General features: G+C 66.4%; 14 protein-coding genes. 7 read left to right on the top strand and 7 right to left on the bottom strand.

All coding sequences use genetic code 11. The features are described from left to right. Positions 1-12: 12 nt before the first annotated feature. Positions 13-594 (bottom strand): TetR/AcrR family transcriptional regulator, encoded by a 582-nt coding sequence (locus ABEA24_RS20710; RefSeq protein WP_345432592.1) that lies wholly within the window; start codon positions 592-594, stop codon positions 13-15. 134 nt (positions 595-728) lie between these two features. Between ABEA24_RS20710 and ABEA24_RS20705 the strand changes: the two genes are divergently transcribed. Further along, the gene (locus ABEA24_RS20705; RefSeq protein WP_345432591.1) at positions 729-1,481 is read left to right on the top strand and encodes an NADPH-dependent F420 reductase; all 753 of its coding nucleotides are present in this window, start codon (positions 729-731) and stop codon (positions 1,479-1,481) included. A gap of 39 nt (positions 1,482-1,520) precedes the next feature. Next, positions 1,521-2,276: a dienelactone hydrolase family protein gene (locus tag ABEA24_RS20700; protein ID WP_345432590.1), complete on the top strand. Its 756-nt coding sequence runs from the start codon at positions 1,521-1,523 to the stop codon at positions 2,274-2,276. Positions 2,277-2,308: 32 nt separating this feature from the next. On the opposite strand, the gene ABEA24_RS20695 is transcribed toward ABEA24_RS20700, so the two are convergent. Next, positions 2,309-3,148, bottom strand: coding sequence for an NAD(P)H-binding protein (locus tag ABEA24_RS20695; protein ID WP_345432589.1), 840 nt, complete (start codon positions 3,146-3,148; stop codon positions 2,309-2,311). Between the two features lie 419 nt (positions 3,149-3,567). On the opposite strand from ABEA24_RS20695, the gene ABEA24_RS20690 reads away from it, so the two are divergent. Beyond that, positions 3,568-4,341 carry a DUF6424 family protein gene (locus ABEA24_RS20690; protein ID WP_345432588.1) on the top strand — a complete coding sequence of 258 codons (774 nt, stop codon included), beginning with the start codon at positions 3,568-3,570 and terminating at the stop codon, positions 4,339-4,341. Between the two features lie 260 nt (positions 4,342-4,601). On the opposite strand, the gene ABEA24_RS20685 is transcribed toward ABEA24_RS20690, so the two are convergent. Beyond that, complete coding sequence (locus tag ABEA24_RS20685; protein ID WP_345432587.1) at positions 4,602-6,116, bottom strand: hypothetical protein; 1,515 nt, start codon at positions 6,114-6,116, stop codon at positions 4,602-4,604. Positions 6,117-6,523: 407 nt separating this feature from the next. Between ABEA24_RS20685 and ABEA24_RS20680 the strand changes: the two genes are divergently transcribed. After that, the gene (locus ABEA24_RS20680) at positions 6,524-7,243 is read left to right on the top strand and encodes an alpha/beta hydrolase (protein WP_345432586.1); all 720 of its coding nucleotides are present in this window, start codon (positions 6,524-6,526) and stop codon (positions 7,241-7,243) included. 1,199 nt (positions 7,244-8,442) lie between these two features. Beyond that, the gene (locus ABEA24_RS20675; RefSeq protein ID WP_345432585.1) at positions 8,443-9,552 is read left to right on the top strand and encodes a hypothetical protein; all 1,110 of its coding nucleotides are present in this window, start codon (positions 8,443-8,445) and stop codon (positions 9,550-9,552) included. Positions 9,553-9,575: 23 nt separating this feature from the next. On the opposite strand, the gene ABEA24_RS20670 is transcribed toward ABEA24_RS20675, so the two are convergent. Both ABEA24_RS20670 and ABEA24_RS20665 read right to left on the bottom strand, forming a co-directional pair. Beyond that, entirely contained in the window at positions 9,576-10,067 is a 492-nt protein-coding gene (locus tag ABEA24_RS20670; RefSeq protein WP_345432584.1) for a GNAT family N-acetyltransferase, read from the bottom strand. After that, entirely contained in the window at positions 10,060-10,536 is a 477-nt protein-coding gene (locus ABEA24_RS20665; RefSeq protein WP_345432583.1) for a DUF4279 domain-containing protein, read from the bottom strand. The genes ABEA24_RS20670 and ABEA24_RS20665 overlap by 8 nt, the downstream gene beginning before the upstream one ends. Before the next feature lie 88 nt (positions 10,537-10,624). Here ABEA24_RS20665 and ABEA24_RS20660 point away from each other — a divergent pair, with 88 nt between their 5' ends. Together ABEA24_RS20660 and ABEA24_RS20655 are read left to right on the top strand one after the other, a co-directional pair. Next, positions 10,625-10,819, top strand: a complete 195-nt coding sequence (locus ABEA24_RS20660) for a hypothetical protein (protein ID WP_345432582.1) — start codon at positions 10,625-10,627, stop codon at positions 10,817-10,819. A gap of 48 nt (positions 10,820-10,867) precedes the next feature. Beyond that, on the top strand, positions 10,868-11,458 hold the full coding sequence (locus ABEA24_RS20655; protein ID WP_345432581.1) for a hypothetical protein: 591 nt from the start codon (positions 10,868-10,870) through the stop codon (positions 11,456-11,458). A 53-nt stretch (positions 11,459-11,511) separates the two neighbouring features. Here the strand turns inward: ABEA24_RS20655 and ABEA24_RS20650 are convergent, their stop codons facing one another. Together ABEA24_RS20650 and ABEA24_RS20645 are read right to left on the bottom strand one after the other, a co-directional pair. Beyond that, positions 11,512-12,768 carry a metal-dependent hydrolase family protein gene (locus tag ABEA24_RS20650; protein WP_345432580.1) on the bottom strand — a complete coding sequence of 419 codons (1,257 nt, stop codon included), beginning with the start codon at positions 12,766-12,768 and terminating at the stop codon, positions 11,512-11,514. A 37-nt stretch (positions 12,769-12,805) separates the two neighbouring features. Beyond that, positions 12,806-13,558: an SDR family NAD(P)-dependent oxidoreductase gene (locus ABEA24_RS20645; RefSeq protein WP_345432579.1), complete on the bottom strand. Its 753-nt coding sequence runs from the start codon at positions 13,556-13,558 to the stop codon at positions 12,806-12,808. Between the last annotated feature and the right edge of the window lie 15 nt (positions 13,559-13,573).

The raw sequence follows: 13,573 nt of genomic DNA, 5'->3' as shown, positions 1-13,573 counted from the left end.
TGTGATCCGTCCTCACCGCGGCGCGAGTGCGGCGAAGGCTTCGTCCAGGAGGTCGACGAGGTCGAGTCGGCCGTCGGAGGCGGTCCAGTGGTCGAGGGCGACGTTCAGACAGTCCAGTGCCGCGGCGGCCCGTACCGACTGGCCGAGCGTCGCGGGCCGCGAGGAGCCGGAGCGCTCGGCCAAGGCCTGGGCCAGGGCGGGACGCCAGCCGTGCTGCTTCTCCAACTGCCGCGCGCACAGGGCGGATGTGCCCCGGACGAGACGGGTCATCGCCAGGGAGCTGACCGGGTCCTCGCGATAGCGGTCGAGAACGGTGTCCAGCGCACGCCGCAGCGCCGTCCAGTCGTCCTCGTCGGCGGGGCGGGCGCGTAGGGCGGCGGCGACCTGGTCGCCGTGGGCGTCGAAGGCGCTGAGGACGGCCTCTTCCTTGCTGCCGAAGTAGCGCAGGAAGGTGCTGCGGGACACCCCGGCGGCCGTGGCCAGGTCGTCGAGGGTGACCTTCTCGAAGCCTTCGCGGCGGAACAGGTCGAAGGCCACGTGGGCCAGCTCGGCCCGGACGGCGGCCCGTGCGATGTCCCGCGTGTTCGTCGTCACCCTGCGATGGTACCTCGTTCCTGAACCCGACTTGCAGGTATGGATCCTGGTGGCTAACGTGACACTGAGTTTCATAAGAGATATCAATGTTCACTGCGGAGCCCGCTGATCTGCTGAAACGGAGGCCGAACACCGTGACCGGCACCCTTGGACTCATCGGCAGCGGCATGATCGGCAGCGCGCTCGCACGCCTCGCCGTCGCCGCCGGCCTCGACGTCGTCCTGAGCAACTCCCGCGGCCCCGAAACCCTCGCCGACCTCGTCACCGACCTCGGCGAGCACGCACGCGCGGCCACGCCCGCCGAAGCCGCAGCGGCCGGCGACCTCGTCGTGGCGACCGTTCCCCTGAACGCCTACGACCGGCTCCCCGCCGCCGCCCTGGCCGGCAAGACCGTGATCGACACGATGAACTACTACCCGGAGCGCGACGGCCGCATCGCCGAACTGGACGCGGGAACGCTGACCTCCAGCGCCCTCGTGCAGCGGCACCTGGCCGACTCTCACGTGGTCAAGGCGTTCAACAACATCGACTTCCGCCGCCTGTTCACCGGCGCCCGGCCCGCCGGCGCCTCCGACCGCAGCGCCCTGCCCATCGCCGGCGACGACGCGGCCGCCAAGGCGCACGTGGCACGGCTGCTGGACGCCCTCGGTTACGACGCGGTGGACATCGGCGTGCTCGCCGACAGCTGGCGCAGCGAGCCCGGCACCCCGGTCTACGTCACGCCGTACATGGCGGAACGGCCCGCGGGGATGAGCCGGGAAGAGGCACAGCGCTGGTTCTTCGAGACTCCGGGAGTTCCGGTGCCCGCCGACCGGGTAGGGGAACTGACCGACACGGCCGTCCGGGGCCCCGCGGGCGGCTCCCGCGCGGCCATCGCCGGGGACTGAGCCCCGGTTCCGCGCCGGATTCAACGAAGAGGGACACCCATGACCGCTGTACACGGATCGTCCGTCGACATCCCCACCCAGGACGGGACCGCCGACGCCTACCTGACCCACCCCGCCGACGACACCCCACGCCCCGCCGTCCTGTTCTACATGGACGCCTTCGGGCTACGCCCGCATCTGGAGAAGATGGCGGACCGTCTCGCCTCGGCCGGCTACACGGTCCTGGTCCCCAATGTCTTCTACCGCTACGGGCGGGCGCCCGTGGTGGAACTGCCCGAGTTCATCGACCCGGCCCAGCGCCCGGAGATCATCCAGAGCATCCGCCCGGCCGCGGTGTCCCTGACTCCGGAGGCGGCCATGCGTGACGCCGGCGCCTACCTCGACTGGCTGGCCGGCTCCCCCCTGACCACCGACGGCCCGGCGGGCATCACCGGCTACTGCATGGGGGCCGGCCTGGCCCTGCGCACCGCAGGCGCCTACCCGGACCGGGTCGCCGCGGCGGCCGGCTTCCACGGCGCCCGTCTCGCGACGGACGCGCCGGACAGCCCCCATCTGATCGCCGACCGCATCACCGCCGAGTTGTACTTCGGCCACGCCGACCAGGACGCCGCCCTGCCCCCGGAGCAGATCGACCGCCTCGACAAGGCCCTCACCGCCGCGGGCGTCCGCCACCGCGGCGAGGTCTACACCGGCGCCCACCACGGCTTCACCCAGGCCGACACCGCCATGTACGACGCCGAGGCGACGGAACGCCACTGGACGGCCCTGCTGGACCTCCTCGGCCGCAACCTCTGACGCCGCCGAACGACCCGGGCCCTCCGCCGTGTCTATCGGTACAGGTCGGCGTGGTCGACGGCCCAGCGGGCGAACGTGCGGCCCGGATGGCCAGTGATCTTCTCCACCTCCGGCGAAATCGTGGGCGTTGCGCCGACCGATGCCCGCCAGGCACCGAGGATCACGTCGAAGAACCGCGGTGGCATGAACCGTCCGAAGAACTCCCGGGCTTCCGCCTCGGTCTGCTCCACGACGCTCAGCTCGCGCTCGATCGCGACGCCGATGGCCGCCACCTGCTCGCGCAGGGTGATCCGCTCCGGCCCGGTGAGTACCGGTGCGGCATTGTTCAGCCGGTCGGTGGTCAGCGCAACCACGGCGACATCGGCGATGTCCTTCTCGTGGATCGGCACCTGCACCGAGTCCGGATAAGGCAACGGGACGGTGCCGCCGGCCCTGATGGTGTCCCGCCAACCCGAGGCGTTGGCGGCGAACGTATCCGGGCGCAGGAACGTGTACGTCAACCCCGACGCCGCGAGGGGCCTCTCAATCCTCCTGAGGAGGCTGGCCCCGTTGAAGTCGTCCTCCACGCCCTCGGCCGCCGCCGAGGACGCCGACAGCAGCACCACGTGCTCGACCCCTGCCTCCGACAACACCGCGACCAGCGCGTCCGGATCCTGCACGCGCGGGTATAGGAACACCCGCTCCGCTCCCACGAGCGCCGCCCGAAGGCTCTCCGGCTCGTTCAGATCCGCCCGCACCACCTCCACACCCGCCGGGAAGACCGCCCCACTCGGATTCCGGCTGGTCACCCGCACCCGTATCCCGCGCTCCAGAAGTCCGTCCACCACATTGCCGCCTACGCGCCCGGTCGCCCCGGTGATCACCACGGTCATGTCCCAGCCATACCGCGGCATCGCCTCCGCAACAAGCCCTCGCCCCCGCGAGGAGACCCGGGAGACGCGACGAAGTGGCGCTGTTGACTGACCGGTACACGGTGGACCCAGAGGAACTCACCGACCAGCTCATCGACGCCGAGCGCGAGAAACGCGGTATCCGCGCCGCGCGGTAGCGGATTCACCCTTCAGGCCACTGTGTGTTACGGGTCGGCTTACTTTTATTTGAGAAACGTTGCCGTATCCAGGAAATGATAGTGCCGGACACTGACATTGTCCGACACTGAGGCAAAGAGTGACGAGGCTACGATGCGGGTCAGATAACTGGATCCGCTGGAAGCGCGACCGTCTCTGCAGAGCACCTGTTTATCTCCGATTTCTGCAGTACATGCGTTATCGCTGTTCTCAGGAGGTGTGCCATGACATCGAGCTCTACAGGTACGCACGTTGAATCGGAAGACCATCCGTGGAGCGTCTATATAGCCGACCATCCACAGCGCACGGAGTCGCACTGGTTCACGGAGGCCAAGCGCACGGCCCACAAGATACTGGCCGACTCGGGCCAGGACAGGCTCCCCTACGGCCCCGGGCCGTGGGAGATGCACCATGGAGGGAGTCTGTGGGTCCGCTCGGCGAACGGCTGGCAGATGTACCTCGCACGGGCCGGCATCGAATGGAGCACGCAATTCTGCGCCGACCCGGTGAAGGTCGACCGACTGCGCCGTGATGCGTTGACGCTGGTCACCGCCTTCCCTAATACCCTGCCCGCTCTCGCCGACCTTGGTTACGACGAGGCGGAACAGATCCTCAACGAGGAGATCAAGGACGCTGACGGCATCGCCCGCTACACCGATTCGCTGTTCAACAGCTGCGTCCCGCTCACCAAGAGCGACCACCAGGGCATCCTGCCCAAAGCGGCCGGCGAGCACCACTACCCATGGCCCGTCAAATCCGCCGACTTCTTCCGCCGCGACGACTTTCAGCTATGGGTCACCCTGCCCGACGGCACCCACGGCGCCGTCACACCGCTGGCACCGCGAGGCTCCGGCGACGGCAGAGTGCGCCTCGTCTACGCCCGCCACGGCACATCCCAGGGCGACGCGATCGCCACAGCCCAGCGCGAGCACAAAGCCGTCATCCTGCCTCCAGACCACCCGCTCGCCCGGCAGGCCTACGCGCGGCAAACCGGCTGACGCCATCCGATTCGATTCGGCCCGTCGAGGTGAGCGAGGTAGCCGCCGGGGGTCAGCCGACCAAGCGCACGCGCGCAGAATAGCCCTGCTCCTCGGCGGGCGACTACCTTGGCTTCGGGGCGCCGCCGGGATCCGGATTCGGCAGCCTACTTCTTGCCCTGGTTGACTTTGCAGCCTGCGGCACGGAATGGCATGCGGTCGCAACTGGGCGGGAACTTCTGTCCCAGAGGCCGAGCGGCTTCCGGGACAGGAGGATGTGCTCAGGACGCGGGTGGGAGACTGAGGTTCAGGGTGGCGATATCGCCCTTGGTCACGTGGACGACGGTCGCGTCCTGCCAACTGGATGCCTGGCGGTACCAGGTCCAGCCGTGTCCGCTGACCCAGAACTCGATCTTGATGTCCTGTGTAGCGAGTCCGGTGAAGCTGTAGTTGGCGGACGTTTGGGAGGAGTCGCCGATCTGGTCGCCGGTCTGGGCATTGAACAGTTTGACGTCGGTACCGCCCTGCACCGGCTGGCCGTTCTGGTCCTGGACCTGGCCCTGAAGCTGACCACCCTGCGGCAGTACGACATTCGGACCGGGCGCGCTCTGGCCCGCTGTCACCGGATAGAGCTCGGCCGACTTCCGATCAGAGCCACCCGCCCACACGCTGGCGTATGTACCACTGCCGTCAGTGATCTTTACAGGCCAGGCGTACGGGCCAAGGCCAGAAAGGGTGTAAGTGCCATCCGCGCTCACGGTCGCGCTGTCCAGCGGAAAGGTTGACACGGAGGTCTGGTTCGCGGGGGGCGGGGTCGAGGCGTCTCCCGCGTGTACGACGCCGGAGAGTGAGCCCGGACGATCCAACAAGATCTTCCCGATGTTGGTCACCGTTCCCGGCTCGGCGTGGATTTGCAGCGCCGTGTACTGAGAGCCGGTTCCCCCGTTTGCGCCGACCCACTGGATTCCGTAACCGAGGAACAGCGGATCGACGAAAAGGCTGTATGTCCCCGCGGGAATCTGGCCGAGCTGCACGGACCCGCTCGGGGTGCCGTTTATCGTACCTGAGTACATGGAGGTCGGCTCGTCGGACTCACAGTCACTTCCGAACACCGGAAGTTGCCTGTTCACGATGGACACGCACGCCAGGTCCACGGGCTGGCCGGTGGCCCTGTCCACGACCGTCCCTGTGACTGCCGCGGCCGGATCGATCTTGGCGTTGAGGCTGGTGGTCTGGCCGAGCTGTACTGCGATGTCGTTGATGCTGTACGGCATGTGAAGGCCGTCGGTAGGGGTGATCTGGATCGAGTCGGTCCCCTGCCCGAGGTCGGTGAACTGAACGAGGCCATTCGTCAGTCCGCAGACCTGGGTCGCGGAGTCGTTGTTCAGCGTGGCGCACACATTGTTCACAGGGGCGCCGGTCGTGGAGTCGGTCAAGTGGGCCTGGATGACACCGCCCGCAAGCATGGTCTCGTTGATCGTTGTGGTTTGGCCGGCGGCCACCGAGATCTGGTCGGCCTGCTGCAGTGTGAGCTTCTGGTGATAGAACTGCGTGACCCTTCCGTCGCCGTCGCTGACTCTCAGCACGTAACTGCCGGGCGTGACCCCGGTGAAGGTGTGAGTGCCGCCCAGCGCGGAGCTCGAGGCATAACCGACCCCATTGGGGAAGAGCAAATCGACCTGCGGGTCTTGATCCGGTGCGCCAGAACTGTTATTCACGGAAACGACAATGGTTCCTGTCGTGTCCGCCTTGGCCGGACTCGCCAACGCCAGAAATGTCACTGCGATCGCCGCCATGGCGCCCGCTCTGCGACGAGTCAGCCCAAACGTGGTTCTCACGCTATCTCCGTTGCGGGTAGGTGATCATGTGAGCATCACATTAGCCCTCATAGGTGACGTGATCCTTTTCCACGCAGGCCACATCTGGCCGCCGCTCGCTCTGGGACTGATCGGGTCCTGTTGACCTGCGCGAACCCACCCCCGCGCCCGCATCAACCGGCACCCACGTCACGCGGTCCTCGATTATCCGGCGACGTCCGCTCGTGCTGCTTGGCAGCTCGGGAATCCGAACGATCCGGCCTTGCATGTGCCCCCTGCGCCAATTTGGTTGCTGACATGGGTAGTAGATGGTCGGATGTGTGCCCATGACGGCCAGTCGCGAGTCCTCGACAATCTATGATGCCGCTGACGGCAGCGAGCTACCCATGTTGGTCTTCGAGCCGACCGAAGGCACACAACCTGTGGCGGGCATCGTCATGTTCCACGGCGGCGCTCTGCGCAAAGGATCGGCCGATGGCCTGGCCCCGCACTGTCGGCAGTTGGCGTCGCGCGGCATCCTCGCAGTTTCAGCCGGATATCGACTGATCGATCAGGGTGCTACGAGCATCGACGACTGCATCGCCGACGCTCGGCGGGCGGTTGAACACTTCTTGGGATTGGCTGCATTGCGCGGGCTCGATTCGTCACGTCTGGCGTCAGGTGGTAGTTCGGCCGGCGGTCATCTCGCGCTCGTTGCCGCGATGATCGCCCCCGACGAGCCCCTTCCGGCGCCCGAGCCGGATGTCGCGGCCGTCGTGGCTCTCAACCCTGTGGTCGATTTGCTCGCCTACTCGCCAACGCAACTGCAGATCATTGAACAGGACGCTGGAATCGCTGCGGGAAGGGCGATCGAGTACTCGCCGATTGAGTTCGTGCGGCCCGGGAATCCACCGATGCTGATTCAACACGGGACGCACGACGAGGTTGCGTCCATCGACCAGGCACGACGGTTCCGGGACGCGATGGCGCAGGCCGGCAATGACTGCATATTGCTTGAGTACGAAGGCGCCGAACATGCGTTCCATTACCCCGGACCCGCTGGACACTTCGACGACGTTATCGACGCGACCGCCGGATTCCTCCTCGACCGGCTCGCGACAAACTGAGCATCGGCCACCACAGACTGGAAGCCGCCGCGGACGGCTCCATGACCACCTCGACCCCTCCCGTACACGCCCCAAATCACGGTAGATGCCGGCCCTCATTGACATCCGGTGCCGGTTATCGACTACAAAACCAGTGGTCGACCGACGCGTGCTCCGGCAGGTCCCCGTCCGCAACCCGATGGCCTGCCCGAACAGGTTCGAACAGGTTCGAATACGTTGCTGCCGATCTGATGGCTTGCCAGTATCTCCATTGACTGACCGCCACGCCGCGCCCGTGCCAGTTAGCGGCATAGGGGCGCCCGTTTCAAAGGAGATTCACGTGCGAATCCGAACCACTCTGGCCGGCATGGCCGTGGGAGCCTCGATGATTCTGCCGGTGAGCTTCATCGGCGCTTCGCCAGCATCTGCCGCTACATGTACCCCATGGCACGACAAAAACACTTACGGGGTAAATTGCACAGGCAGCGGGCGCTGGTACCAGGCAGTGGGAGTGTGTAACGACGGAAATTATGTCTGGGGCGACACAAACTACTCTGGCTGGGCTTATGCATACTGTTATGCTGACGGTGGACTGAATTACGGATACAGGCGCTGGGTATCGTAAGTGCGTTTCTTTCCGAACTCGAACCGTCGTGGTCGTGCCTAAAAACTGGCTGGACCACGACGGTTCGGGCATGCTTGACGCCGGTCCGTTAGCCTCCTGGCGTGAGCTTCGGCACCTTTGCGAGGAAGGTGCGCAACGCGACCCTGCCGTACGGTCGCCGTGTATCAGCGCTTCGATCGTGTGTTCAGCCGATCGGCTTCCACGCGGGCCTGAGCTTCTTGGAGGAGATCGCAGGGCCGTTCCACCGCGATGAAGCGTCCCCCTGCGGGCGCTTGAAGCGCTCACAGCAAGCCGTGAGGACTGGCAGCCCGTATCGAGCTTCCCCGGTCCGCGTAGGCGATGGGGGTAGTGGGCGAGTGTTCACCGGCAGGTGGTGAGTCAAGAGACGCGGCCCGCGCCAATGATCCGTGTCGCCCATCCCGCGTCAGCGATCGTCGGCACCATCCGTCCCTGGACCGAGAGAGACGACAAGCTTAGGCACGTCACTCACAGCGGTATGAACGACGCGGACGGTAGTGATGTACTCTCAATGAGTAGTTTTAGTGTCACCTTTAGTGACTATCATGGCGAGGAGTGCGCTGGATATCGTCCGCGCATGCCCCTCGACGCCGCCGGCGCCCGGCCCACTCCTACCTCGACCGCACGGGATGTGGCCCACCGGGTCACCGTGGAGGAGGTCGCCGAGATAGCGGCCATCACCGACCCTGTGCTGCGCAATCTGCGCATCACCCAGGCGTACCACGACCTGTCGATCGGGATGGCCGAACTGCTGGGTCCCGACAACGTCAGCTGGTGTTGCTTTGGAACCTGGGCTTCACGCACGGCCGGCCGGTTCATTCGCGGTGAGGGTATCCCCCGGATGGTCCGCCTCATGACGGCCTTCGCCCACCGTGTTCCCGAGCGTATCCAGGCGGTCGGTCCTCAACTGCTCGCCCGCGCCGTCCGGCAGGTCGGCGACAACATCGCCATCGGCAACCGCATGGTGTTCGAGGACTTGGGGCTGCTGTACGCCCGGCTGATCCAGGAGTACACAGGCGCCGCCGACCCCACCGCCCAAGACCACGCGCTCGAACGCTGCGTGGCCGCGCTGCGTCCCGACGCGACCGGACAGGGCGGCCAGGAACTGCTGATCGCCGCCGTGCACAGCCATCACGCCGCCATGCGCGCCCGCGACGCCGCCGAACGCGCCGAGCACATCCTGCTGGCCAATCTGCGAATCGGTCTGCACGAGCAGATCCGCTTGCAAGAGACCATCGCCGAAGCGCTGCTTCCAGTGCAGGTTTCCCCGCTTGCCTCACCCCTGCTACGTAAGCGCCTGACACAGCTGTGGCGGACCATGGCCACCGCCCACCTGATGGACGTCCGGATGCCCGCCTCCGACTTCCAGCAGACCCGCCGCCTTACCATTCAGAACCTGGGCACCGACATCGGCCGGGCCGTCCTCGCAGCGACTTTCCCGCCCGACCTGACCCACCTTTCCAACATCGAGCTCAAGGCGTTGCTCTACGACATCGACCGCACACCCAACACCGTGCTGGGCAGCGCCGCCGACGACTGGGCCGAACTAGGCGACCGGATGAACTTCATAGCGGACCTCTTCCGCTCCTGGCAACAAAACCAGAGCCTGTTCCAATCACCGTTCGCTCCCGACCAAGCCGCAGCCATCCGCGCCGGCACTCTCCCTACACCCATCCCACCCCTATAAACCCGCCAAAATAGCTGATCGCCCTAAGTGAGCTTGAGGTTGAGTAGCTGCAGTCCGGCGACGGGTTGAAATCCAGCGGATGCGTACAACTGGAGCGCCACAGCATTCCCAGTCTCAGTTTGCAGCGACAAACGGTGTGCGCCGCTGGCACGAGCGGCCTCGATGACGTGCTGGAGTAGAGCGCGAGCCACGCCGTTTCGACGGTGTTCCGGGGCGACGTAGAGGTCTCGGATCAGCCAGAAGGTACGCAGTGTCAGGGACGCCGGCACCACTGTCGTGGTGATGAACCCGCCTGCACGGTCGCCGACCATGGCAACGACAAGCTGCAGTCGTCGCTCCGCGAGCTGCTCGCGCAGCCAACGGTGCGTGATCTCGCTCAAACCAGGGTGACCGTAGTGCGCCCGATAGTCGTTGAACAGGTCACCGATCTCATCGAGCACCGGGTCCTGGGCCGTCGTCGGGCGCACGGTCACCTTCATGCGTCCAGTGTTGACCCCGGGATCGACGTCATCCATAGGCGTACTCGTCGACATCCAGTTCCGCTCGCGTCAGACGGAGGAACTCCAGCGCCCTGGCGTCAAGATGCCAGCCCAGCAGCTGATGTTGTCCTGCAAGCTTCTCGAGACCCTCAACCGGGTTTACGTCCTCTTCTTCCTCGCCATCCGGACGCTCATATACCCGAACAATTTGCAGCCTGCTGGCGCCTGATTCTCCTTCTACCCGGTCAAGCTCCGCGGCCAGGGCGCCGATGCGTTCGGCATGTTCGAACAACCTGTCCACGATCCGCGCTATCTGCTCGTCCACGGTGAGGTGGGCCGTACGGCAGACCACCCTCCACGCGTGTGCAACCGGCCGCGGCGGATCGACAATACGACTACCGCGCGTCGTCACCTCGTCGGGCTCGACACGCAGCCGAGCGGTGATCTCGGTTGCGGACATCCGCGTTGAAGACAAGGCGAAGTAGGCGTACTGGGAAACGCGCACGCGGACACCCTACCGACGACCATCCCCGCCTGCCCAGTCCATCATAAAAGATTCCAGGCATCTAACAGTTTGTCCCACAGTAGGTCTCATGGACACTTTCCCAGAAACCGGAGATCAAGCACATAATTCAATGCCGCCTCATGCGGCCGCCTCTCTGCAAGCATCCATTAAGCTTTGCCATGGAAATCTGTTCACCGACGACGTGAACATGCTTTGCTCTCCTTGCATTCCGGCGGGCGCGCAGCGAAAGCGTCACGATATGCAGGGCCATGACCCGCTCTGAATGCCCACAGGGTCACGACATCTCGAACAATCGACAAGGAAGATCGCCATGTTCAAAAGACCCCTGCGTTTCCTGCCCACCGGCCTGGCGGCGGGCTCGCTGCTGGCCGCCATGGCCCTGTCCGTCCCGGCACTCGCGTCCACATCATCGGCCAGAATGCGTCAGACCGCCCTCACCGCACTCGGCTACAACAGCACCGACTGGAGATACATCCAGGTACCACCCGCGGCCGACGAGCCGCTGTTCTACGAACGGAGCTTCGACGACAGCGGCTGGCGGACCGGGCAGGAGGGCTTCGGCACTGTCGGCGCCGGCTGCTCCTGGAACAACCCCGCCCACGTCAAAACCCCCTGGGCCGTGAACACCGACATCCTGGTACGCCACTGGGTCCACATCCCGCGTGACGCACAACAGGTCCGCATCCAAGGAACGATAGACAACGACGCGCAGGTCTACTTCAACGGCCACCTCCTGCAGACCGCCAAGAGCGGCAACTGCATCGGAGGCGCGATCAACGTCGTCGTCCCGGCGAACTATCTGGAATGCTGCAACCTGCTCGCCATCCGCGGCCACGACTACGGCCTGGCGACCTACCTGAACGTCGAGGTCACCTACCTCAAGCCAACCCCTGCCGCCTGAACAGGCCGTCCTCCGCACCCGGCCGACAGCGGCCGGGTGCGGCATGGCATTTGCTACCGGACGGCCTCGGCCTGCGTTCGTTTGACCAGGCGGCCTTCCTGCATCACCAGGACAATGTTCGCCGGGTCGCCGAGTATGTCGATGTCGGCGGTCGGATCACCGTCGCACACCACGAGGTCGGCGGTCTTGCCCGGTTCGATGGTGCCGAGTGTCTCGTCCAGGCTCAGCAGCCGGGCGGCGTTCAGCGTGCCGGCGCGGATGGCCTCCAGCGGTGACAGGCCCAGCTTCGTCATGTAGCCGAGTTCTTTGAGGTTCTGGCCGTGCGCGAGAACGCCCGAGTCCGTACCCAGTGCGACCTGCACGCCGCGCCGGACCGCCTCGCTCAGTCGTTCCGTCGCGGCCTCGGCCATGCGCATCTTCTTCTCGTACGCCGCGGGCGTGAAGTGTTCACGCGCGACGTGGAACGTCGACAGGGTCGGGACCAGGAACGCGCCCTTCTCCAGCATGAGGTCGATGCCCTCGTCGTCGATGAGATAGCCGTGTTCGATGCTGGACACGCCGCCCCGCAAGGCGTTCTTGATGCCCTGGGAACCCTGCGCGTGTGCGGCGACCGGCCGGCCGCGGTGGCGGCGGACCTCGTCAACGACCGCCTTGATCTCCTCCACGCTCAGGCCCTCGTCCTCTGGCTGGTCGCTCGGGCTGTTCACGCCGCCGGTCGCGCAGACCTTGATGACGTCGGCGCCGTCGCGGAGCAGCCGCCGCGTCGCCAGGCGGGCCTCCGCGGGATCGTCGACCAGCTCGCTGACCGGGCCGACGAGTGGCCCCGGGTCGAAGCCGGTGGGCAGACTGAAGTCCGCGTGCCCGCCGGTGTGGCTCATCAGCCGGAGGGCGACGTGGAGCCGGGGTCCATCGATCAGGCCGAGGGCCACGGCGTCCCGGTAGCCGGCGTCGATGCCGCCGAGGTCGCGCGCCGTCGTGACGCCGCCATGCAACGTCGTTCGCATCTGCTCTGCGCGCTCGAAGACGGTGACGGTCGGGCGGTTGGTCAGCAGTCTGCCCGTGAAGTCGGTGTTGCTGTTCATGAGGAAGTGCACGTGGCAGTCGAAGAATCCCGGCAGCAGCGTGCGTCCACCGAGGTCAACGACTGTCGCGCCGTCGATCTGCGGCCTCGAGTCCTCCGGGCCGACGTAGGTGAATCGGCCGTCGTCCACCACCACCGCCACCGATTCGACCGGTGCCGCGCCAGTGCCGTCGATCAGGCGGGCACCGGTGAACACGGTCGGCGACAGAGGTGCTCTGTCTTCGGTCATTTCATCCTCCGAGTCTGTGACAGGCGTGGCTTCGCGGTCAGTGCGCGAGGTAGCCGCCGTCCACCGGCAGCGTGGCGCCCGTCAGGTAGCCGGCGTGCTCGCCGGCGAGCAACAGCAGCGCGGCGGTGAGCTCGTGGGTCTCGCCCCAGCGGCCCACCGGCACCTCCTTGCGCACCATGGCGAGCGCCACCGGGTCGTCGCGAGACGCCTCGTTCATCTCCGTCAGCACCGGCCCGGGGAGCAGGCAGTTGGCGGTCACGCCCGTACCGGCCAGCTCCAACGCGAGGGACTTGGTCAGCTGGACCACCGCGCCCTTCGACGCGGCGTACCCGGCGCGTTCGGGGGCGCCGACGACACCGAGGACCGAGCCGATCGTCACGATCCGCCCGTAACCGGCGGCGGTCATCCGCCGGCTCGCCTCCCGCACGGTGTACCAGGTGCCGTAGAAGTTGGTGGCCATGCACGCGTGCAGCGTGTCCGTGTCCAGCTCGGCGACGCTGCCCCGGGCGAGGGTTCCGGCGCTGGTGACCACGATGTCAGGGCCGCCGATACGCTCGGCCACCTGCGCCACCGTGGCGCGCACCTGGTCCTCGTCGGAGACGTCACAGCCCAGCCCGATGGCCTCCGGGCCGATCCGCTCGGCGGTCTTCTCGGCCCGGTGGGGATCACGGGAGGTGATCGCGACACGTGCCCCGGCCGCCGCCATGGCGCGCGCGGCCGCGAGGCCGATGCCGGAGGTGCCGCCGGTGATCAGCGCGGTCCGGCCGGCGAGTGAGAACACGTCTGGCATTCGGCGGTCCGTCCT

Origin of the sequence: Actinoallomurus vinaceus (assembly GCF_039542055.1) — a bacterium.
In the GTDB taxonomy this organism is placed as follows: Bacteria; Actinomycetota; Actinomycetes; order Streptosporangiales; family Streptosporangiaceae; genus Actinoallomurus; species Actinoallomurus vinaceus.
This window is presented reverse-complemented; position numbering and strand designations above follow the sequence as displayed.